This window comes from Acinetobacter sp. WCHAc060006, assembly GCF_004209135.1.
GTDB lineage: Bacteria > Pseudomonadota > Gammaproteobacteria > Pseudomonadales > Moraxellaceae > Acinetobacter > Acinetobacter cumulans.
Genome location: NZ_SGSS01000001.1, coordinates 139,111 through 161,688, shown reverse-complemented (window position 1 = coordinate 161,688; position 22,578 = coordinate 139,111). Strand labels below are relative to the sequence as shown.

Sequence of the window (22,578 nt, the reverse complement as noted above, 5' to 3'; positions counted from 1 at the left end):
TTAGTTTTTTATTTTTATGTTTTTATTTACACACTAACAAAGAAAATCCCACTCGAAAGTGGGATTTTCTATTCTACTTAATCAATTAAGACAATTGAGCAGCAGCAATTTTCTTCGTATCAACTTCTTTAGAAGCGTCAGTATAAGTTTCCATTTTGTCGAAACTTAAGTATTGGTAGATGTCAGCAGACATGCTATCAATTTGAGCTGCATATTGTTGGTATTCTTCTGGAGTTGGTAATTTACCAAGTACAGCAGCAACAGATGCAAGTTCAGCAGAAGCTAAGTAAACGTTAGCGCCTTGACCTAAACGGTTCGGGAAGTTACGAGTAGAAGTCGATACACATGTAGTGTTCGGTGCTACGCGCGCTTGGTTACCCATACATAATGAACAACCTGGCATTTCTGTACGAGCGCCAGCTTTACCATAAATGTTGTAGAAACCTTCTTCCATCAATTGACGTTCGTCCATACGAGTTGGAGGAGCCAACCATAGACGAGTAGATAAAGAACCACCAGGAACTTTGTCTAGAAGTTTACCAGCTGCACGGAAGTGACCGATGTTAGTCATACATGAACCAACGAATACTTCGTCAATTTTCACGCCTTGAACGTCAGAAAGCAATTTAGCGTCATCTGGGTCATTCGGGCAGCAAAGAACTGGTTCAGTGATTGTAGAAAGGTCGATTTCGTACACTTTAGTGTATTCAGCGTCAGCATCAGCTTTAAGAAGTGATGGGTTAGCCAACCATTTTTCCATGTTCTCTACACGACGAGCCATAGTACGCGCATCGCCATAACCTTCAGAGATCATCCACTTAAGCATAGTGATGTTCGAACGAAGGTATTCAGCAACTTTCTCTTCAGAAAGTGTGATTGAACAGCCAGCTGCAGAACGTTCAGCAGATGCGTCAGAAAGTTCGAACGCTTGCTCAACAGTAAGGTCAGTTTCCATTTCTGTAAGGTCGATCTCAAGGATACGGCCAGAGAAGATGTTCTTCTTACCTTTTTTCTCTACAGTTAAGTCACCTTGCTGAATCGCAACGTAAGGAATTGCATGTACTAGGTCACGTAGAGTGATACCAGGTTGCATTTTACCTTTGAACTTAACAAGAACAGACTCAGGCATGTCTAGTGGCATAACACCAGTTGCAGCAGCAAATGCTACAAGACCAGAACCCGCTGGGAATGAAATACCAATTGGGAAACGAGTATGCGAGTCACCGCCAGTACCTACTGTATCTGGAAGAAGCATACGGTTTAACCAAGAGTGGATAATACCGTCACCTGGACGTAGTGATACACCACCACGGTTCATGATGAAATCAGGAAGCGAGTGTTGCATTTGAACGTCAACTGGTTTTGGATACGCAGCTGTGTGACAGAAAGATTGCATAACTAGGTCAGCAGAGAAGCCTAGGCAAGCTAAGTCTTTAAGTTCGTCACGAGTCATTGGACCAGTTGTATCTTGCGAACCAACAGTCGTCATCTTAGGTTCACAGTAAGTACCTGGAAGTACACCTTGACCTTCAGGAAGACCACAAGCGCGACCAACCATTTTTTGAGCTTGAGTGAAGCCTTTACCAGTAGCTGCAGGTTGAACTGGAGTACGGAATAAAGTTGAAGGTGCAAGACCTAGCGCTTCACGAGCTTTAGTTGTTAAACCACGACCAACGATAAGGTTGATACGGCCACCAGCACGTACTTCGTCTAGAAGAACTGGAGTTTTAAGTTCAGATTCAGCGATTTGAGCGCCATCTTTGAACGCAGTTACTTTAGCAGCAGCGTGATCGATCTTAAGAACGATTTCGTCGCCCATGTTCATGTTTTGAACATCGATTTCTACTGGCAATGCACCAGCATCTTCCATTGTGTTGAAGAAAATCGGAGCGATTTTAGAACCTAAGCAGTAACCGCCTTCTTTCTTGTTCGGGATGTGAGCAATTTCGTCACCGAAGAACCAAAGTACAGAGTTAGTTGCTGACTTACGAGAAGAACCAGTACCAACAACGTCACCTACGTAAGCAACTTGGTTGCCTTTCGCAATAAGGTCTTTGATTTGGTTAAGCGGACCAACTTCACCAGGAACTTCTGGGTTAATACCGTCACGTACGTTTTTAAGCATTGCGTTAGCGTGTAACGGAATGTCTGGACGGCTCCACGCGTCTTGTGCAGGTGACAAGTCGTCTGTGTTAGTTTCGCCAGTTACTTTGAAAACTGTAAGTTTGATTTCTTCAGGAACGTCTTTACGGCTAGTGAACCATTCAGCGTCAGCCCAAGATTGCATAACTGCTTGTGCATTCGCATTGCCCGCTTTTGCTTTATCAGCAACGTCGTGGAACGCATCAAATACAAGAAGAGTTTTCTTAAGTGCGTCAGCAGCTAATTCAGCAAGCTCTGCATCATCAAGAAGAGCAACTAAAGGAGCAACGTTATAACCACCAAGCATAGTACCTAGTAGGTAAACCGCACGTTCTTTAGTTACAAGTGGAGAAGTCGCTTCACCTTTTGCCAAAGCAGCTAAGAAAGCAGCCTTAACGTAAGCAGCTTGGTCAACACCTGCAGGAACACGGTTTTCAAGCAAATCAACTAAGAATGCTTCTTCGCCAGCTGGTGGATTTTTTAATAATTCAACTAATGCAGCTGTTTGAGCGTCATCAAGTGGCTTCGGTGGGACTCCGAGTGCGGCACGTTCTTCAACGTGTTGGCGGTAAGCTTCTAGCACAGTGTTATTCCTCTTTTTTAAAAAATTACTCGCGAATTCCTGCTTTATAAAAGCTTCACAAGTAATATGGACTGCTAAATTTTACTAAAATTCCAGTTAAAAGTTAATGCAAGTAAAGTGTTTCTTTGTGATGCCCGTTATTTTGTAAATAAATGGTATCGATTTTGCTTAATCTACAATCAAATTCAACACTTATTGCATGCTTTTCACTCACAAATTAACTTTGAAGTGGAATTCACCCCATAAAAAAAGGCAACTAAATGTTGCCTATATTTTTTAAGATTGGATATTCCACCTTAGTGTACTGTAGTTGCCGAAATATATTGGTTTAATTCTGTACGACTGCCACTGAATTTCACCTGACACTGGTCTTCAAATCTACCGCAGTGCTGATTACTTGCGAACGAAATATCGACTTCGCAACGCGATGTTCCCTGCATAATATTATGCTTAAAATAAACCTTGTCCCCAATGCTCAGCACATAATTTACGCCACCAATAATGACAAGGCCCTGTTCATCTTCCAAAAGTAAATCTGCATGGTTCATATAGCCAACAACATCCATTTGCTACTCCTTTTAATGCGGATCTTCAAAATCATTATTCATTAAAAAGATAAGCTTTTCTATATTTTAGAAATAGGTTTTGTGTCAATTTGTGATCACATTCTGCTTAGGCTATTTATAAGTATTCCTGTCTATCCATAAAAAAATAGATGCCCATAAAAAAACCGTTCAAATATGAACGGTTTTTTTATCAAGCTACATGCTTAAAATGGTTTGTAATCTGGCATTTCGTCATGTGGCGTTGCAATACATTTGGCTGTAAATTCAGCTCGGATTTTTTCGCGTGATGCTTCTACATCATTTTTGATCGCATCTTCAGGCAAGGCATACACTTCGTCAATAATACTGATCAGAAACTTTTTCGTAGTTTCATCTTCAATTTTTGAAGCATGTTCTACTGCTTTGTCTTTTTCAATCGCATTTTGACGATCTAACATTACAGTACGTGCAGCATTACCCACACTACGACAATAACCATGCCATTGCTCTTCAGGTGTTAATGGTTTCTTTTCGGCACAACCAACCAAAGCCACCAAAACAGATAAAGCGAGTAACTTTTTCATGAATTTCTCCTTACGACAGGCAATATAAAAGATCGCTCGGCTTTTGTCATGTAAATAATGAGAGCATTCTAAACAAACAAAAAGCCCTTACGGGCTTTTTGAACAATTTGACTTAACCACAACTTGCAGCAGTAATTTTTTTGCTACTTGGATCGACTGTAACCGTTACACGCTCTGCACGATAATCCATTGTTACAGGTTGTCCGGGTTGAACCATTCTGACAATTTGAGATTTTGTGAGCACTTTAATTTGATCTTTAGATAAATTCGATTGTCCAACCAAACGCTTCGCCTCTTCAGCAGAACAATTGGCCTGACTTGCACGGAACAATGCCCATTCTTCTACTACCCGCCCATTGGCTAAATGGCAATATCCAACCTGACCATTCGTTTCATTACGTATTTCAAGCTTTCCACCTTGATCCACACAGTATTGACTTGCAGGATTAGCCATCCCCACTTTTGGCACTGTGCTTTGACTATTATGAGTCGCACAACCTGCGAGCCCAACCACCATCAAACTCATCCAAATCATATTTTTCATTGGTCTTTCCTTCATGATTAGCCTTTAAATTAACAGTTATTTCAAAGCGAAAACTGCTTTATTGCAAAGCCACACGAAAATATAAAAAGCGCTTAAAACAAAATACTTAATTGACCGAATGAATATCAAGTTCTTCGTTAGTCGCTAAAACCACTGAAGATAAAATTGGTACACCTAAAATCATTGGCATTGCAAAAATCCAAAGAATGACTGTCGCACCTGGGTTAAAGAAAAAATGAATCGCAATTGCTGTAAACACCAAAACAAATAGCAAAATCATGGCAAATCTTAGCGTAAATTTAGTTGACATCGTCTTATACTCAAATGAGAAATCATATTCTTTCAATATACACATACTTTTAGTATGGTTTTATTGATTTTCAATCTGCATTTTCACTTTACTATTGATTATTCTCATCTTAAATCCAGTCTTAAAACCAAATACAAGCGCATGCTTAGCATCAAGCTCTTCCATTTTAAACGTCCTAAATTGACGTGCTACTGATTTTTAAAGCTTTTTAAATTTGAAAATTGAACCACGCAACCCTTATGCTAAAAAGTAGATTTCCTTCAAACACGCCTTGTAGCGTAGGAGCAAATATGTCAAAAAAGCTGCCGATTTATTTTTCGGACCAAGCGTGGTCGTCCTTACAACACCTCATGGGCGACAATGGCAAACCCAGTCCGACTATTAATGCCTTGCTTGAACAGCAAGATATTTCAGATGCATTTTTACACTCGAATCTCAATGTGCAAGCCATCAAGCGAAACTCGCATATTCAACTTCCTGTTGCACTCGAGCGAATTCCTGCAGGGCCTGCTTTTGCCAATAAAGATGTCTTTGAAAAAGCCTTAGACTTAAATGATTATTTGGTGATTAATCCATTAGCAACCTTTATTGCACATGTAGATAGTGAATCACTCCTTCATGCAGGCTTTGAAATTAATGACACCTTTTTGGTTGACCGTAGTTTAGAAGCCAAGCATGGCGATATTGTGGTTGCACTGATTGATAACCGTGAAATTACACTAAAACGCCTGATGATTAGCGCAAAAATGTCTAAAGATGAAATTGCCGATATCTTTGGCGATGCCAATAAAGTCTTGCCTGAAATGTGGTTAAAAGCAGAAAATCCTGCTTATGAACATATCATTCCAGAAGACTCGCAAACTATTAGCATTCAGGGTGTGGTGACATTTAATCTTAAGCAGCTCTATAAGCGTTTGTAAAATATAGAGCATTGCTATGAAAGCCGAAAATAAAATATTTGCGTTAGTCGACGTGAACAATTGTTACGTCAGCTGTGAACGTGTTTTTAATCCCAAATTAAATAATGTGCCTGTTGTTGTTCTCTCAAACAACGATGGTTGTGTGGTATCGCGTAGCGCCGAAGCCAAAGCTTTAGGCATTAAAATGGCGGTGCCTGTATATCAAATTCAAGACTTAATACAACAGCACAATGTACAAGTACTTTCGAGCAATTACGGTTTATACACCGAAATGTCAAAACGCTTTATGAATATCCTAGGGCAATTTGTAAACGACGAAGAGCGGGAAATTTATTCAATTGATGAATGCTTTTTAGATTTCACCAGTTATCAAAATTTATTTGATTTAACGGACTATGCACGCAAAATTATTCAAACCGTCAATCAATGGCTAGGTATTCCCTGCTGTATTGGTATTGGACGCTCAAAAACTGAAGCAAAAATAGCCAATCATATTGCAAAGCAAAATACATACTTAAATGGGGTTTGCAATTTAGTCACAATGGATCCTTGCGCCTCAGAACAACTACTGGCCCAAATGCCTGTAAATGAAGTTTGGGGAATTGGGCGCAATCACCACAAATCATTAAACCAGATAAATATTTTCAGTGTATTGGATTTAATTGAAACTAACCCAAAGGACATGCGTCGCTTATTTAGTGTGATGATGGAAAAAACTGTACGTGAACTGCAAGGTATAGCCTGTATAGACATTGAGCAAGACGCACCATGTAAATATCAAATTATTAGCAGTCGCTCGTATGGACAGCCAGTTTATGCACTTGAAGACATTAAAGCATCTATACGGCTTTATATTGCCCGTGCTGTCACGCGTTTAAGAGCAGATCAGTCTTTATGCCGTATGGTGGGTGTATTTATTCAGACAGGACGTTTTGGTAATAACGAAAAATATGCACCTTATACCGCCATTACGCTCAATGAACACACCGATGATTTACTCAGCATCACACAAGCAGCAACGTATGCCGTTGAGACAATTTATAAAGCTGGATTTAAATATAAAAAAGCAGGCGTCGTTTTATTGCAACTACAAGCCAAGCAAAATTTTGTACCCGACTTATTTTGTGATCTTGCGCAGCGTCAAAGTCGCTCCAAACTCTCCGATACACTCGATCATATTCAAAAAAAATTTGGCCATCACTTTGTTTCTATAGGGCTACCTCAAGACGATGCAGCCACATGGCGAATGAAAAAAAATATGTGCTCGCCCGCCTATTTAAGTAACTGGAATGAACTCTTAAGGGTGAAATAGGCTATATAGAAATTCCTCAGTTGTATCAAGCGCGGTCATGTCTATTTAAAACAAGTAGAAATAGAACCTAACCGCGACAAGATGATTACCAACTGTACAATCACAACCTAGAAATTTACAGCATTAAAAAAGGATCAGCACATTTAAAAAAGATCTGCACAACAAAAAGGCATTAACCATGATTGATGATTTCGGTTTTTTTCGTGATCGCCTCAACAATTTTCTTGATGGAATACAGTAGCTGACCTAAAAGCACATGCTTTGAGGTTAGTACGACCAATACCATTGGGTATTTAGCATTTGGAATAGCTGTTAATACGACTTTGCCATTATTGGCGTCCAAAGTTAAGCTTTGACAACCTTCCAAATTTATCTCGCCCATAAAAGCCTGTACCATAGCTAGGATAGAACTACTTACAGCGGCCAATTTACCGGCATTCTCAATCTTCTTCTTAGATGCTGAACTAAGCTCAAACCCATCTGTAGAGCACAGCATAGTAAATTCAACTTCCGAAATATCTCTGAGCAATGCATTAAGATGCTCGTGAGCATATTCTACAAGTGCCTCTGGCGCTTGACGATTCAATTGATGTGCTAACATACTTTTACCTTAAATAATTAAATTGAAAATTGAACTTCTGCATTGGCAATCAATGCTTCAATGAGTAAAAGCACATCATTTTTTTCACGGGCGTCAATAAAGAATAGCGGATATTTTGTATCTATTTGACTTTTTTCCCAATCTCTATAAATAGATGTGTTATAAGCTGTTTTCACATCTAAATGCGTTATACCAATAATAATATTTTCAGAAACAGTTTTAAAATAATTTAAATAAAAATCAAGCTCTTTGATTGGATTCTCAGTGCTATGATCTATTAAAATAATTGTACCTAAAGCCCCTTTGCAAATCTCACTCCAAATAAAATCAAAGCGTTCTTGGCCTGGCGTACCATATAACCCTACTTTCGTTCCATCATCTAAGATTAATTCACCATAGTCGATTCCGACTGTAGTAAACATTTTAGTGTGAGACTGAGTATCTGTATTAATTGCTTCCGTGGATACAACGCCAACGCTGGATAATGACTTAATTGCCTCACTTTTCCCCGCACCCATTGTCCCTGCAAAGACTATTTTGTATTGATGTAAAATCATTTTATTCCACTATAACCCTAGCTTTTTACGCAAGCTGTTAAAAAAACCACGCACCTTACTTACTTCCTGAATTTCTAAAGGCGTCGTAATTTGACCCAATGAATCTTTTTCAGGAATTTCTTCTACAATTTGAGCAATGTGACATGCAAATAGGTAGCGATTGATCAATGTTGCATTAATACTGGTTTTTTGCTCAATATATTGCACCGTACATCCTCGGCTAAAATAAGCAGAAATTTTTAATACTACATGACGTTGCTGATCTAGCTCAGGTTGTGGCCAATGATGTAAACGATATGCACCATAATATTCAGGTAAATCTGACGGGGAATGATCCCAAATAAATTGCCAAATTCCAGTATTTAGTTCTTTATATTGAAAATTTTTCTTAAACTTAACAATAATATTAAGGTTTGCCGGTACAATTGATAGATCTTGCCCCGTAATACTGGTCAGTTCTGGATGTTGATAAAACTCCCTATTTTTCAAATCAAAACAGGCGATTATTTTGTCATTATTTTCAATAACAAAATGACTAATCCCTGAATATTCTTGCGTAACTTGCAAAAAAGCAGACGTAAGAATTTGATGCTTAATGGTATTCGAAATATCAGCATTTTCTGGAAAAATATTGCATGACTTTTTATTATTATAATAAGTTTCATGAATATCATCTAACGCATTACTAATCCATTCATTCAATATCTGTGATGAATTTATGGGTAAATATAGTGTATTATTAACAAGTTCACCTGATAATTTTTCATTTTTCTTTAATTTTAAAATTTTTACATTCGATTTATTTATTTTTTCAACATAATCAATATCTGAAAAATCATCATTTATTAATAAAATTTGCAACCTATCATCTGAAATAGGTGTCCAACAAATATCAAACTGGCTAGAAAATTTATTATAAATAATATTTTTTAAATCATTAATCGTCGAAAGACTTAAACCGAATATTGAAACATAAACTGATTTAGCCATAATTTTAGACAATCATATTGGTTAAAAATTAAAAAGGTTATTGCTAGGTGCAATAACCTTTATTTCAATTAAGAAAAATCAAGCTCTTTCTCGAAATGCTTTAACTCATGACGTGCCATAGCCAAGTTAGCTTTACTTCGATCTAACACTAAGTAAAGAAATAATGCTTCATTTGAATCCAATGGACGGATTAAGTGATACTGCTTACCCAACGTGATTAAAATATCCTCAATCGAATCATTCAAATTCAATGCTTTAGATACTTTTCGTTTTGAACGAATTACTTCTGTATTACCTGCTGCCGCAAGCTCTAAATCAATTGTATTATTACCTTGTGTAGCAAGAGCTAAACCACTCTCACTATCCACAAGCGCACTCGCGATAAAACCATCAATTTCAAGCAAAGAATCTAATGATACTTTGGCCATGCTGTACTCCCCCTGACTTTATATTATATACTTTATATTATATTTTGATAATATTTAAAAAATAAATTACTGCATTAAAAAAATATCATCAAACAACCTATCGTTCACTGGCAAATTAGATCAATTAAAATCATCCAAAAATAATAACTAAATATAGAAAAACTCAATAATTAATTAACAAAACAAATATAAACATAAGAAAAAATACTAAAAAAAGCAAAAAATAACGCTGAAAAATCGATTTTTTAATCAAAATTTGTAGAATTTTAAGCCATTTTTTATTTTCTATTTTTTAATAAATATATTTTTATATTTAGCTTATCTTTACAAAAAACAGCAAACCAATTGGCAATAACTATCAAAATAGTGAAAGAAAAAACAATAATTAATAATAATTTACAGTGATTTTTTCAATTATTTTTCGTTATTTAAATGGTTAAATTAAAAAAAATCAAATATATGATTATTTTACATGCATATTTAATTTTTTTCATCTCGTGAGGCCCACAATAATTTAGATTCACTCAGTTTATGAACTACTTAAATATTTTATACAAAATTCATGTTTTTCCCCCTAAAAAAAACTTATAATTTGTTAACATTTTGCATAATTTATACTCTATTAATTAATGAACGACTCACAACTTTCACTGAGTGAATATCTATCAGCCGTTCAAAACGTCATCAAACTGGCTTTTGATGATGCTGTATGGGTCAAGGCGGAGATTCGTAATCTAAATATTAAAGGTGGTCATTACTATTTAGAACTGGCAGAAAAAGACCCTGACAGTGACAAAGTCATTGCCAGCTGTAAAGCGACAATATGGAAATTTACGGCGTCAAAAATCGTCGGCACATTTGAAAAAGAAAGTGGTATTGAACTCAGTCGTGATTTGAATGTGCTTATTAAAGTACGTGCCCGATTTGATCCACAGTACGGCTTTTCTGTGAATGTAGAAGAAATTGACTCTAGCTTTACGTTAGGTGATTTAGCCAAACGCTACCAGCAAATCTTAGTAAAATTAACAGAAGAAGGCTTAATCGAACGTAATATACGTTTAGCATCCCCTTTTGATATTCAACGTGTGTTGGTTATTGCTCCAGAAAAAGCAGCAGGCTTGGGTGACTTTAAAAAAGATGCAGATGCACTGTCCAATGCCAAAGTGTGCCAATTTATTTATCATTATGCGACGTTTCAAGGCAATACAGCGGCGCAAAGTATTCGAGATGCCTTGGCCTTAGGTTTAAGACAATGGGCAAACCAATATGATACCGCCCCAGACCTCATTGTGATTATTCGTGGTGGTGGTGCAGTCAATGATCTAGCCTATTTAAATGACTATGACTTAGCGGCTTTACTTTGTAAGCGTAGCGTTCCTATTTGGGTCGGCATCGGTCATGAAAAAGACCGTACAATTTTAGATGAAATCGCGCACCGTTCTTTTGATACGCCAAGTAAAGTCATCGCAGGTATCCGAAATCATATTGTGGAACGTGTACAGGAAGTCAGCGACTATTTGCAAAGCATCCAGCTCATGTCACAACAGCAAATTAGCGTGTATCAAAGTCAAAATGACAAACTCTTAACCCTGATTCAAACCCTTGCACAAAACCAGCTACAAGATGCCTCCAAGCAGCTCACGCAGCTCATTGGACTGACTGAAAACTATGCCAATCAGCAACTGAAATTTGCCAAACATCAAGTAGAAGCTTTAATGCGTGAAGCGTTACTACAAAACCCACGCACAGTACTTTCCAAAGGCTTTGCTGTTGTGCGTCAAGATGGTCACAGCATTCGTCATGTGCAAAAGCTAAAGACCTCTCAACCTATCCAAATTGAACTTCAGGATGGCATTTTAGATGCCAAACTGATCCATATTCACCCGCATACGGGAGTATTACCATGAGTAATGAATCCATCAACTTTAAACAAGGCTACGACGTTTTAAAGAAAAATGCTGAATTGCTAGAATCGCAACAAGAACCAGATATTGATAATTTGATGAAAATTGTTGAGGAATCTATGCAAGCCTATAAAGCTTGTAAATCTCGAGTTGACGCTGTGCAAAATGCACTCAATGAAACTTTCAAAGAATAAAGTATGTATACGGCGTAGATACACTGCAAAATAAAAAAGTAATCCTAGGATTACTTTTTTTTAAATCTATTTTGCTTAGATTAACGAGCGCCTAAAAACTCAAATGGTTTAGTCACTTTAAATGAATCATTGGCTTTACCAGCATATACTTTGGCCTGATCTGCACCCAACTCCAACTTCTTGGCTTGACCATCTTTAAAGTTGATATCTTTTAAATCCACCCAAAACACATTAGGCGAAACAGCCGACTCAAAGAAATACAAACCACGCTTATGGTCTACAACTGTTCGCCAGCGAGTAGATGAAATATTCGGCTCTTCTTCTGTATTTAAGCCAAAAGGTACTGAAGCATTTCGAATCACGCTAAATACACCTGCCAAAGAATGTTTTTGATCTGCATTTTTTGGAATGGCATTGGTGTAGAACGATGCACGAGCAAAACGATCAGCTGCGCGGTTTGTTCCTGGTAGCATGGTGGTGCCACCAATTTGTTGCCAATATGTATTGAGCGCCAGTTGCTGGTCAAAGGTAGGTGAATTGGTCATCACTTGATACTTGCGGTTATGATGAATGACCTGCTTGCCATTAATATATTCAATAATGGCACTGTCGCCTGTTGCATCTGAAATTGATAAATGTAACGTCGCTAAGCGATTTTCACCTGGCACGTGGTCTGATACGACTACAAACGGTTCTTTTTCTAAAAACTTGATCGCTTCATCTACCGAGCTAAAATTATCCAATACATATTGAGCCCATAGTGAAATACTTAAAGTTGCTTTGGTATTTTTTTGCACTGCAGGATATTCAGACTCTACTAACCACAATAAATTTGCCATGAGGCCTTTTTCATTGACGCCATCAGTCGTGGCAATATCGTAGCCTGTTGCAACCACACTGCCGTATTTAGACGTCCATTGCACAGATTTTGGACCAGCCAAACCACTACGCTTAACCTCACTGGGTAAAATCCATAGGTTTGTGCCGACATCACTTTTCCAATCCATTGAGCGGGCTGTCATAATCTCATTATTGCCCTGAAAAATAACACGCGTACATGCCGAAGCCATTTCAGCAGCAAACATCAATCCTGCTGCGAATAACACTTTTTGTAATGCTTTATTCATGAAACGCCTCTATTTAAAAAATTGGTAAATTTATGCCGACGACTGGTCCGTGTTCTTTAATATCCCACTTGAAATCACCACTTGTATAATCTTGCTCAAAATAACGATAGCCCCCACGTATATTCAAATGTCGGTTAAATACAGGAATGCGGTAACCGACATAAGCTTGTACAGAACGGGTATCTTCAACCCCAAAAGTGATTTCTGAAGCAAAATTCCACGCAGAATCGAGGTTATATTTAAATCGTGCACCCCAAAAGAATTCATCCCAGTCTGTAGAAGCTTGAATCTTATGATTTAAAGCACCAAGTGTTGCACTGGCATCTGTATGATGCATACCTATAGTGGGCTCAACAATGAATTTAGCGTATTGATCTTTGGTTTGCTCAGGGGAAACATAGGCCTGATAATAAATACCGTAGCTACTTTGATCCAACTTAGTCGCTAAAGCCAAAGGAACATGCAAAACCTGTTTATCTTGAGAAGTTTTTACATATTGACGATCTGCATAAATCCCCCATTTGCCTTTACTCAAATCCAAATGTGCCATATAGGATTTATCTAACTCTTTTAACGTCTCTTTAAAAGGCTATTCAACCTCATAGGAAATAGGACCTTTGCTAATATCGCCATCGATATCCGCGGCAAAAACATAAAGATTCAAATTGAGTTTCGTTTTTCCTTTAAATGTATCCGAAATCTCATTTGCAATTGCTGATTGACTCGCTACTAGCGCTAAACCCACCGTAAAATTTATTAAAGTTTTTAAGTACATTTTATTATCCTGATGTGTTCTATTTCTTTTTTAGCATACTTTTATCAGTTTCTACTATTAAATTGTACCAACCTCTTCAGCTAGATTTATAACCGTATATCTTTATCATTACATACTAAAAAACACTTTAGTAAATTTAACCCGCTCAATATAAATAAATGTCGCATGATTTAATTGTTTGCGCCATTTAAAATGCACCGTAATAAAAAACCGCCTAAATGGTTTTAAATTTAGGCGGATATTTTTACTTCTACAGAACAAACAAGATTAGAAACGCCAGTTATAAAATACGTCTATTGCGCGTTCTAAAGATTGGCTTGCTTCTAAATACAGGCGTTGGTTCATTTGATAACGCAATGTCAATTTATTGACTGGAGTAAATACACCTACGCCATAACGAATAAACAAGTCTGGCGTAATATAACCCGTTACAGATACCTGGGTATCATCACCTGTACCTTGTGCATCTAATGCTAAACCACTTAGACCAAATGTACGACCAATCTGATTGGTTAAGGCACGTGTACCGCCCAAGCCCATACTAATACCTGCAGCTGCAATGGTATTGTTTACATCGGACTTAAAGCTCTCAGTTTGACTTAAGCCTGTCGCGCCTTCATTAATACGTCCCGTAATTAATGCATTCATCGCTTCTTGTTCAGATAAGCCAGCATCGTTATACACTTGAATACTCGGACTTGTTGCAGTTCCTGTTACACGTACGCCCACAGTACTGCTCTGAATAGTTTTATTGGCATCCACATCTAAGGTTGGATTAGACAATGGGCCATTGAAACGAGCAATCGCACGATTCAAATCTAGGCTTTGACCATAAGCTTCAATTTTCACACGTTTAGATACACCAATTGCACCATTGGCACGCATCGCTGTTTCTAAACCACGTTGTGATAAATTCAAGCGACCAATTAATGGAATACGACTATCAAAACCTTGGAAAATCACTTGATTGCCCAAGCTTACACTAAGGTCAGCACGGATATCCCAAGGGCGTGCTGATTTTAAAATTTCGAGCTGATTATCGCCTTCATGCACAATACGAACGTCAGATGAAACAGCCGTAACAGGCACTGAAGACTCAGGCATTGAAATAAGTGCACGCGGTACTTCAACCGTACCATTCAGAGTTAAACGTTTTTTAAATGGGTAAACATCTAAATTTAAGTCTGGTGTGACTTGGGCCGTAATCAGTGGTGCTTGGCGTATAAGCAGATCACTGCCTTTTAAGCTGAGCTGTACCCGTGGTTCATCTTTCCAATCCACACTACCTGTTAATTTACCAACACCACGTCCACTATTAAATGCACCGTTAATTGAAGCATTGTTTTGGCGAATGGCAGAATACAACTGAATATTGGTTAGGTTCACAGGTAAAGAAATCATACTGATTGAACCATCTTTAATACGTGCTTCACCTTCTAATAATGGCGATGTCAGTGTTCCTCTGATTTTACCCGCATACGAGATGGTGCCCCCTAACGCGCGCACATCTTGAATAAACGGTTTCAAAATTTTCAATTGCACTTGATTAAAGGCAATCTCACCGTTCATTGGTTTGGACTCTTTATAAGGATCAATCACCACATTGGCATAACCTGTACCAATATCAGGGGCTTTTACATCTAATCGAAGCTGTAAACCTTGTGCAACGCTTTTGAGTACCAACGCCACTTCATCGTATTTCATGGTTGAGCCAAGATACTGCGGATCTTCTGCAGCCAAGCCCATTACCCCGTCGCGCGTGAGTAAACGTGCATCAATTTTAGGTTTTGCACCTTTTGCCCATGAGGCTTTGGCATAACCATTGACCTTACCTGTCAGCGCTAAACCGTCGGGCATGAAGGCCGCAAAGTCATTTAAGTCCACGTTACGCGTAGTAAATGACACATTGCCACGGTTGGGATTAACACGAATAGGTTGATCAAAACACAACTCACTTTGCTGACTCATCCAACAATGTGCGCCAATAAAAACATCCGACTGTGCTGTATTATAAATAATCGAAGCATTTTGACGTTGTACAAGACGAGTACGCAGTGAGTCGAAATCACCTTTTTGGATTTGGCCTAGCCAGTTATTTTGCGCATTAAATCCGCCTGCAAACTGTACGCCAAATTTAGTAATTTTATTTTCTGCATTTGCTTTGAGCACATGTGCATTACGTGTACCTGCCAGTGACAGTGAGGCCTTCGAAATACCACGGTTACCACTGCGTAAGTTGTCTAAAGTTGCGGTCAACAATGACGGAACACTTTGCGATGTTGGCAATTGTCCCTGTATGCGTACTTTTTGAATGCTAAACAGGTTATTTAAACCGAAATTATCAATCGCTAAGTTTGCAGAGGCTTGTAGTCGAGGTTGCACTTGCATATTTAAATAGCCGTATGCCCGACCTCTTAAACCTGGGTAAATTTCATATAAAGCTGGCGCATTGACTTTAAGCCTTAAGTTTTGTGCATTACCTGTGGCTTGTATCTGGTTACTTGCATACGCCAAGTACAAATTATTGGCTTCAAACTGCTGTGGCAATAATCCACTTTGATTTGAATTAACCACAATAGCTAGGTTACCTTTACCACGTATAGGCTTGTCATTAATTACACCCGCCAAATTCAAACCGTCTAACTGCACGCGTTTCAAACGATCTGACCATTGGCCCTGTGTTTTTACATTACCTGATAATTCGCCACGCACATTCGATGCAAAATAATGCGGTTTAAAACGTACCAATGAGGCATTCACATTCCAAGCCAAACCATCTTTAAGGTTTAAAACCCCATTGGCCAAAATTTTGCCAGCGACACCATCATGGCGTAACTCTGAAATTTTAATTAACTCAGGTGTGCCTGCTACATTTAACTTTAATACACCTTGGCTGGCTGCTAACTGACTTGCGGTTAAACCGCCATCATATTGCACAGCAAAGCTTTTAAACGCACCGCCTTGTTTAGCATCTTGGAAAAGTAAGGCTGCTGTGCTCTTACCTGTCAAACGAACAGTATCTTTTTGACCCACTAAACGCCCAGTTAAATCAACTGCATCTAAGTGAATAATTTGCTGATTTGGCTTGGCATAACCATTGGCTTTTACTTGACCATTTAAAACATCGATAGGTGCGGCAGCAGCAATACTCTGCGGATTAAAATGATCTGCATAAAGCTGTGCGTTCCACTTCAGCATGCGCTTGTCATCTGGAAGCTGAACCACGGCACTGCCTTTAAGTGCGCCTTGCTGTGCAATATAGCTAAAGCTTGGCACATTCAAATTGTTATTTTTGAGGTTTAATTGAGCCTGATACTGGCCTGCAGGAAGCATGCCTTTATCATGTGCGGACACAGCTGTTGCAACAAAAATATTTTGCTGACCTTCAACCAATGCTAATTTCGCATCACCAGAAGCACTACTTAACCATCCAACATAAGGCACAGCGCGATCAATATTCTTCCAAGACACATTCATCAGCATTGGCTGTGGTTTATCATTTTTAACTGGATTTTGATCTAACTTTAGATTCCATGTTTCGTATTTATCAAAGTCAACCAAAGCTGTTAAATGCAGACCATTTTCTAGTGTACCCTTAGAGCCTATTTTGCCGTCTAGACTTGGTGGTAAAAAGTCCTGTACCACTTGTGGAATTAATTTATCTTTAGGATTAATTTTGGATAATGCACCACGAATATCCCAAGTGACATGATCCTTCCAACTCACCACACCAGCAGCGCTCACAGCACCTTGCATTAACTGTGCATTTAAGTCGTCAATATTTAGTTGATGAATCAAATCGGTATGCATGATGGCACTGTACTGGCCTTCAGGTAGATCTTTTCCTTTCAGATCCGTTCTGACATTTAAGTCTAAACGATCGATATTGCCCTGAAACTCTGCCACACCTTTTTTAGAATGTAGCTTGAAGTCTGTTAAGAGTGGCCAATTGTAGTTTTTAAACTTTAATACACCTTTCATTGGCACGTGATGATCCATTGGACGTACAACTGCCCAACCCGTCAGTAAGTCTGGCGTATTGGTTGCCACACCCGCCTGAATACTTTCTAAAGTACCCCGAGCTGCAACGTTAATATCATGAATATTTAAGCTTTCACGTAATGAAGGTAAATTCACCACAGCATCTGCGTGAATTGGATAACGACCTGTAAAGTCCATTGAACCCGTTGCACTACGTACGGCTAAATAGCCCATATCAACACGCGAGTCTTTAAACTCCAGCTTTGTACCTGACCACAAGGCATCATTTAAATGAATATCATAAAAATCTACGCCTGCTGAATGGGTTTTAATGAGCATATAGTCTACATCTGCATCATCTACACGTAATACAAATGGCAAACGAATATCACTATAGCTAAAAGGTGTATCACTTGGTGGGAGTTTAGTGATGATCTGTAGATTCCGAACATCAGCATGACTTAAGTGAATTTCTTTATTTAAAATTGCACGCCAGCCTAATTTTACATCAGCACGATCAATTTTGACGTCAACAGGTTTTAGGCTCACCAATACATTACGTAAAATAATGCCTCGCCATAAATTACCACCTTCATATTCATACTGAATAATTTGTTGGCGCTCTAAAACACGGTCGAGCAAAAACTTACTGCCCTTGTCTGTAGAAAACATCACAGCTAAGGCAGCCACGAGCGATACAATAATAAAGCCAAGTGTAAGCAAGACACTTCTAAAAATACGGCGTCGCTTGGGTACACTTTCTTCTGGTAGATTATTGTTTTCTTGCTGCTGTTCTTGATCAGCCATAACTCTCTCTATTACCGTATTTTATAATTGTGAGCCAATGAAGAAATGAATTCGTATTGGGTGATTATCATCAGATAAACCTGATGCAACATCAATACGAATTGGCCCAATTGGTGATGCCCAGCGAATACCTAAACCTGCGCTATAAGCGGTTTTGGTATTAAAATCTTTGTCATAGGCATTGCCTGCATCACTAAAAATTGCCGCACGCCAACCATCTTTAAATTGATAGTTATATTCTAAAGAACCGACCGCCAATGCTTGACCACCAATTTTGTAGCCCGACTCAGATGCAGCTAAGCTCTTGTAGTCAAATCCACGAATGGTTTGATCGCCACCTGTAAAGTAGCGTAAGTTATAGGGCACTTTACTAAAATCTTTAGTAAAAATATAACCTGCATCGGCACGACCCACAAATTGATGGTTGTCATTTTCACCTAAAGAGTAAATAAAACGCCAACCTGCATTCACGATTGCCATGTCGGCATCGGTCAATAATTTTTCGGAACCTAGCTCGACTTTATAAGTCTGCTTAAAGCCAACCGTTGGGTTTACACGTTTGTCCGTATCTGTTCTAGACACTTCATAACCCATCAGTAATGATTGTTGCTGGCTATTGGCATTTACTAAAAAGGCTTCAGGTATTTTATCAATATCGACAGCAGCTAAACCATTTTCTGTAATACGGTCTAAACGATAGCGCAGACCATAGGTTTGTTGCCATTGGCCACGTGGGTTTTTAATAATTCGGTCAGCACCTGCAACTGCGGATTCAATTAACAAGTTAACATCACCACCGACATTATCACGCTCTTCACGCTCATAACCGCCTACTAGGCTAATGTAATCATTCAGTGGGTGTTTATAAGGGATGTTATAACGACCATCTAAAGACTGTCGAATTTGTGACAGCTCCATATTGGCATCAAATGAATGTCCATGTTCATTTACAATTGCACGGCGATATTGCCCACGTAAACGAACACCCGTATCTGTACCAAAACCAGCACCCATTTCTGCACTATTTAGCTTGTCAGCATTTAAAGTGACAATCACAGGAACAACTTTGCTTTCACGTGCTTTATCTTTTAATACATCTTGCTCGTTATCTTTTTGCTCTTGTTGCTCCGCCAAACTGCGTAGGCTCGCTTTTTGCTCTGGGTCTTTCACACCTGCAAATTGATCTTCATTGACTACATGCTGTGTGACTTCATGATCTGAAGCTACCGCTTTTTTATCTTGTACTGCTAAATCATCTGCTGACAGTTTATTTTGATCGACTAACTTTTGTAAATCTGGCGGTAAGTCTAGCTCTTTTTCTATTGGATCTGGACGGACTGCATCCACCAAAGTGTAGTTAAAGTAACGTGAGTTGGTTAGGTTATTGGCTAAGCCATTTACACGCCAAAAAGCATAATCCGCACCTTCTTGCCATGTCACTAAACTACGTAAAATTTTCTCATTCAAAGGGAATGGTTTAGTTGGGTCGCTCATTCTAAATTCGACATCACCCAACTTATAACGCTCACCTGTTTCAAAGCGCAAGTTAATATCGGCAGTATTTTGTGGCTGCGCAACCTTCACATCATGCAAACGCCAATATGAGTCAAAATAGCCGTTATTAGATGCTGCATTATCTATACGAACTTTAGTGTTTTCATATAAGCCATGATTAAACACACCACCTTCTTCTTGATCTGGCAATACACCAATCACTTTGAACTGTGCTTGATTCGCCCCAGGGCCTGTAAACTCAACATTTTGCTGTTGAATGACTACAGGGCTATTTGGTGTAACAAGTACGCGAACACGAGAATTACTAGTTTTCTCAAATTTAAACTCAGAATTATAAAAACCCACAGCCTGTGAAGCCTGAATTGACAACGCACGTAGCTGAGGTAAAGCGGAAGGAAAGTCGCTGAACGATTCTTGCGTAAAACTCGACAACTTACCTTTAATATTGGCTTTTAAGTTTTCTAATGCTTCCGCATAATCTTTATTTGAGACATTGCTTTCATTTTGTGAAGACACCAAAACAACATCTGCAGTAATCCGTGGCACTTTCGCTGTATTCATTTGGCGTGGCGGGCGCACTTTATATAATAATCGCTTAAAGAAATTGGGTTGCTTATCGTCAACAGCTTCTTGATTATCTAAACCCACCACCAGCTCACGACCCGTTTGATTTTCTTGAATCGCAATGTCGCTATCCGCACGGATAGATTGCATTAATACATCTACATTGACTGGAGCTTGGTTAATTTCTTGCAGTTCTTGTTGGGTGATATCTGCAACTGCAACTTCATTATTTTGTGTTGCTCTATAGTTCTGAGCAGACTGTTTCGCCTCTTCTGCAACTTTAAAGATTTCATTTGCAAGCTGTTGATCAATTGGTTCAACTGGCAAATTTTCTAAATCATCAAACTCAATCGGTTTAAACGCCTCAATAGGGGTCTGAGAATTTTGTTGTTCTTGTAACATTTGTACGCTGTCAGCAGAAGCTGGCTGAGTCAACTGCTGTTCAACTTTTTGACGAAGTTCTTCCTCAGAAACACCTTGTTGACTGGCTTCAGCCTTTAATGCATTCACCATTTCCACTTGAGTTGCATCGGCGACAGGCGTATGTTCTTCAACTGTTTGAGCCATTACGTGCTGCGCAAACAATGTTAAAAAGATACTTAAACACAAACGTTTGTTGTTATGATGCCCGAGTGTCAAATGACTTATACTTAAATTAAGTGTGGTCTTTTTAAAATTTATTTTTTCTGGCATAGCGAACTCTAAACATACGTGTTTATGAAATAGATCTTTAACCCCATTGAAGTTAAATTCAAGAACTGAATTTCAATGGAATTGATCCATTTTCCTAGGCTTTAAAGTATCTTACATGATTTTCTTCGCTGTTTTACTAAACACTCACATTTCTTAATAAAACTTTATGTAGCACATATCATATGAAGAACAGTGAACATTTACTCAGTAGCCGTCGTTTCCTACCCATGTTTCTCACCCAATTTTTTGGGGCATTAAATGATAATGTTTATAAGCAAGCCTTACTTCTCGTTATCACTTATGGATGGATTCAACAACAAACAGCAAGTATTAGTACTTTAAATAACTTAGCAGCCTTACTGTTTATTTTACCCTACTTCATCTTCTCTGCGACGGCTGGACAGCTTGCAGATAAGTACGAGCGTTCACAGCTTGTTCGAATGCTTAAAATTGCTGAAATTTTGATTATGCTCTTGGGGACTGCAGGCTTTTTATTAGGCAATTTATGGCTATTATTGTGCGCACTGTTTTTAATGGGCACACATTCCACCTTCTTTGGGCCCATCAAATACGCTATTTTGCCTGAAATCCTTAAGCCACAAGAGCTTATGTCAGGCAATGCACTATTCCAATCAGGCACATCTATGGCCATCTTGATCGGGATGATTTTGGGTGGTGCGGTGATTTCCCTATCGCAAGGCAATTTACTATGGATTAGCCTCACGGTAATCACAATTGCTTGCTTAGGCTATTTATCAAGTCGCTTTATTTTAAAACAGCAAGTCACCTCACCCAATATAGACATTGACTGGAATTTCTTTCGTACCAGTGGTCAAACCTTGCGCTATGCCAAAAGCCTGCCTTTAATTTTTACGATTTTATTAGGCAACTCATGGTATTGGTTTTATGGTGCAACCTACCTCACCCAAATTCCACAGCTGACGCAGCAAAATTTACATGCATCTGAAAATGTCGTGAGTTTATTACTGACCTTCTTTTCTGTTGGTATTGGTGTAGGCTCATTATTGTGTCGTAAAATTGGTGGTACAGAAGTCAATATTAAAATGGTCCCATTAGGTGCCATTGGTCTTACAGTATTCGCTTTATATTTAGCAGCCAGCCTTACTTTTGTACCAGAGCGTACTGGTGCGCTACTCAGCCTCAGTGATGTATTCCAAGGGGGCTGGAGTTATTATAATGTGATGTTTGCAGTGACTTTACTTGGTATCAGTGGTGGTTTTTATATTGTGCCACTCTATGCCATGATGCAAGCCTATTCACCTCGCTCACATCGTGCGCGCATCGTAGCGGCAAACAACATATTAAATGCTGTTTTCATGGTATCTTCTGCTATATTTTCAATTATCATCTTAAGTATATTGAAGATTGATATTAAAATACTTTTCTGCATAACCGCAGTGTTGAGTGCTATTTTCTCTATTTGGCTCGTCCTGCGTTTAAAACCTATGCTTAAAACTGCGCACGTCTCGTTGGAGGATTAA

19 protein-coding genes are annotated in these 22,578 nt (G+C 38.7%); 5 read left to right on the top strand and 14 right to left on the bottom strand.

The window, feature by feature from the left end; genetic code table 11:
• Positions 1-85: 85 nt before the first annotated feature.
• From EXE29_RS00760 to EXE29_RS00740, 5 genes are all read right to left on the bottom strand, one after another.
• Positions 86-2,725 (bottom strand): bifunctional aconitate hydratase 2/2-methylisocitrate dehydratase, encoded by a 2,640-nt coding sequence (locus tag EXE29_RS00760; protein ID WP_120363652.1) that lies wholly within the window; start codon positions 2,723-2,725, stop codon positions 86-88.
• Positions 2,726-3,021: 296 nt separating this feature from the next.
• Positions 3,022-3,291, bottom strand: a complete 270-nt coding sequence (locus EXE29_RS00755) for a hypothetical protein (protein ID WP_117007113.1) — start codon at positions 3,289-3,291, stop codon at positions 3,022-3,024.
• A 203-nt stretch (positions 3,292-3,494) separates the two neighbouring features.
• On the bottom strand, positions 3,495-3,854 hold the full coding sequence (locus EXE29_RS00750; RefSeq protein WP_106984846.1) for a hypothetical protein: 360 nt from the start codon (positions 3,852-3,854) through the stop codon (positions 3,495-3,497).
• Between the two features lie 112 nt (positions 3,855-3,966).
• The gene (locus EXE29_RS00745; protein ID WP_106984847.1) at positions 3,967-4,398 is read right to left on the bottom strand and encodes an I78 family peptidase inhibitor; all 432 of its coding nucleotides are present in this window, start codon (positions 4,396-4,398) and stop codon (positions 3,967-3,969) included.
• A 106-nt stretch (positions 4,399-4,504) separates the two neighbouring features.
• Positions 4,505-4,708, bottom strand: coding sequence for a hypothetical protein (locus tag EXE29_RS00740; RefSeq protein ID WP_106984848.1), 204 nt, complete (start codon positions 4,706-4,708; stop codon positions 4,505-4,507).
• Between the two features lie 290 nt (positions 4,709-4,998).
• Here EXE29_RS00740 and EXE29_RS00735 point away from each other — a divergent pair, with 290 nt between their 5' ends.
• Positions 4,999-5,628 carry a LexA family protein gene (locus EXE29_RS00735; RefSeq protein ID WP_106984849.1) on the top strand — a complete coding sequence of 210 codons (630 nt, stop codon included), beginning with the start codon at positions 4,999-5,001 and terminating at the stop codon, positions 5,626-5,628.
• Positions 5,629-5,644: 16 nt separating this feature from the next.
• Positions 5,645-6,940, top strand: coding sequence for a Y-family DNA polymerase (locus tag EXE29_RS00730; RefSeq protein ID WP_117007110.1), 1,296 nt, complete (start codon positions 5,645-5,647; stop codon positions 6,938-6,940).
• A 172-nt stretch (positions 6,941-7,112) separates the two neighbouring features.
• Here the strand turns inward: EXE29_RS00730 and EXE29_RS00725 are convergent, their stop codons facing one another.
• From EXE29_RS00725 to EXE29_RS00710, 4 genes are all read right to left on the bottom strand, one after another.
• Positions 7,113-7,541, bottom strand: a complete 429-nt coding sequence (locus EXE29_RS00725; protein WP_106984851.1) for a roadblock/LC7 domain-containing protein — start codon at positions 7,539-7,541, stop codon at positions 7,113-7,115.
• Positions 7,542-7,558: 17 nt separating this feature from the next.
• Positions 7,559-8,098 carry a GTP-binding protein gene (locus EXE29_RS00720; RefSeq protein ID WP_106984852.1) on the bottom strand — a complete coding sequence of 180 codons (540 nt, stop codon included), beginning with the start codon at positions 8,096-8,098 and terminating at the stop codon, positions 7,559-7,561.
• A 9-nt stretch (positions 8,099-8,107) separates the two neighbouring features.
• The gene (locus EXE29_RS00715) at positions 8,108-9,088 is read right to left on the bottom strand and encodes a hypothetical protein (RefSeq protein ID WP_120363651.1); all 981 of its coding nucleotides are present in this window, start codon (positions 9,086-9,088) and stop codon (positions 8,108-8,110) included.
• A gap of 68 nt (positions 9,089-9,156) precedes the next feature.
• On the bottom strand, positions 9,157-9,516 hold the full coding sequence (locus EXE29_RS00710) for a roadblock/LC7 domain-containing protein (protein WP_120363650.1): 360 nt from the start codon (positions 9,514-9,516) through the stop codon (positions 9,157-9,159).
• A 629-nt stretch (positions 9,517-10,145) separates the two neighbouring features.
• On the opposite strand from EXE29_RS00710, the gene xseA reads away from it, so the two are divergent.
• Both xseA and xseB read left to right on the top strand, forming a co-directional pair.
• Positions 10,146-11,423, top strand: a complete 1,278-nt coding sequence (gene xseA, locus EXE29_RS00705; RefSeq protein WP_120363649.1) for an exodeoxyribonuclease VII large subunit — start codon at positions 10,146-10,148, stop codon at positions 11,421-11,423.
• Entirely contained in the window at positions 11,420-11,614 is a 195-nt protein-coding gene (gene xseB / locus EXE29_RS00700; protein ID WP_120363648.1) for an exodeoxyribonuclease VII small subunit, read from the top strand. Before xseA ends, xseB begins: the two co-directional genes overlap by 4 nt.
• 80 nt (positions 11,615-11,694) lie before the next feature.
• Here xseB and EXE29_RS00695 read toward each other — a convergent pair whose 3' ends face one another.
• From EXE29_RS00695 to EXE29_RS00680, 5 genes are all read right to left on the bottom strand, one after another.
• Positions 11,695-12,741: a linear amide C-N hydrolase gene (locus EXE29_RS00695; RefSeq protein ID WP_120363647.1), complete on the bottom strand. Its 1,047-nt coding sequence runs from the start codon at positions 12,739-12,741 to the stop codon at positions 11,695-11,697.
• 13 nt (positions 12,742-12,754) lie between these two features.
• Positions 12,755-13,291: a hypothetical protein gene (locus tag EXE29_RS00690; protein ID WP_228198693.1), complete on the bottom strand. Its 537-nt coding sequence runs from the start codon at positions 13,289-13,291 to the stop codon at positions 12,755-12,757.
• A gap of 39 nt (positions 13,292-13,330) precedes the next feature.
• Positions 13,331-13,516 (bottom strand): hypothetical protein, encoded by a 186-nt coding sequence (locus EXE29_RS17665; protein WP_228198692.1) that lies wholly within the window; start codon positions 13,514-13,516, stop codon positions 13,331-13,333.
• A gap of 267 nt (positions 13,517-13,783) precedes the next feature.
• Positions 13,784-18,304, bottom strand: coding sequence for a translocation/assembly module TamB domain-containing protein (locus tag EXE29_RS00685; protein ID WP_120363646.1), 4,521 nt, complete (start codon positions 18,302-18,304; stop codon positions 13,784-13,786).
• A gap of 21 nt (positions 18,305-18,325) precedes the next feature.
• Complete coding sequence (locus EXE29_RS00680) at positions 18,326-21,076, bottom strand: autotransporter assembly complex protein TamA (RefSeq protein WP_120363645.1); 2,751 nt, start codon at positions 21,074-21,076, stop codon at positions 18,326-18,328.
• Between the two features lie 182 nt (positions 21,077-21,258).
• On the opposite strand from EXE29_RS00680, the gene EXE29_RS00675 reads away from it, so the two are divergent.
• Positions 21,259-22,578 (top strand): MFS transporter, encoded by a 1,320-nt coding sequence (locus EXE29_RS00675; protein ID WP_120363644.1) that lies wholly within the window; start codon positions 21,259-21,261, stop codon positions 22,576-22,578.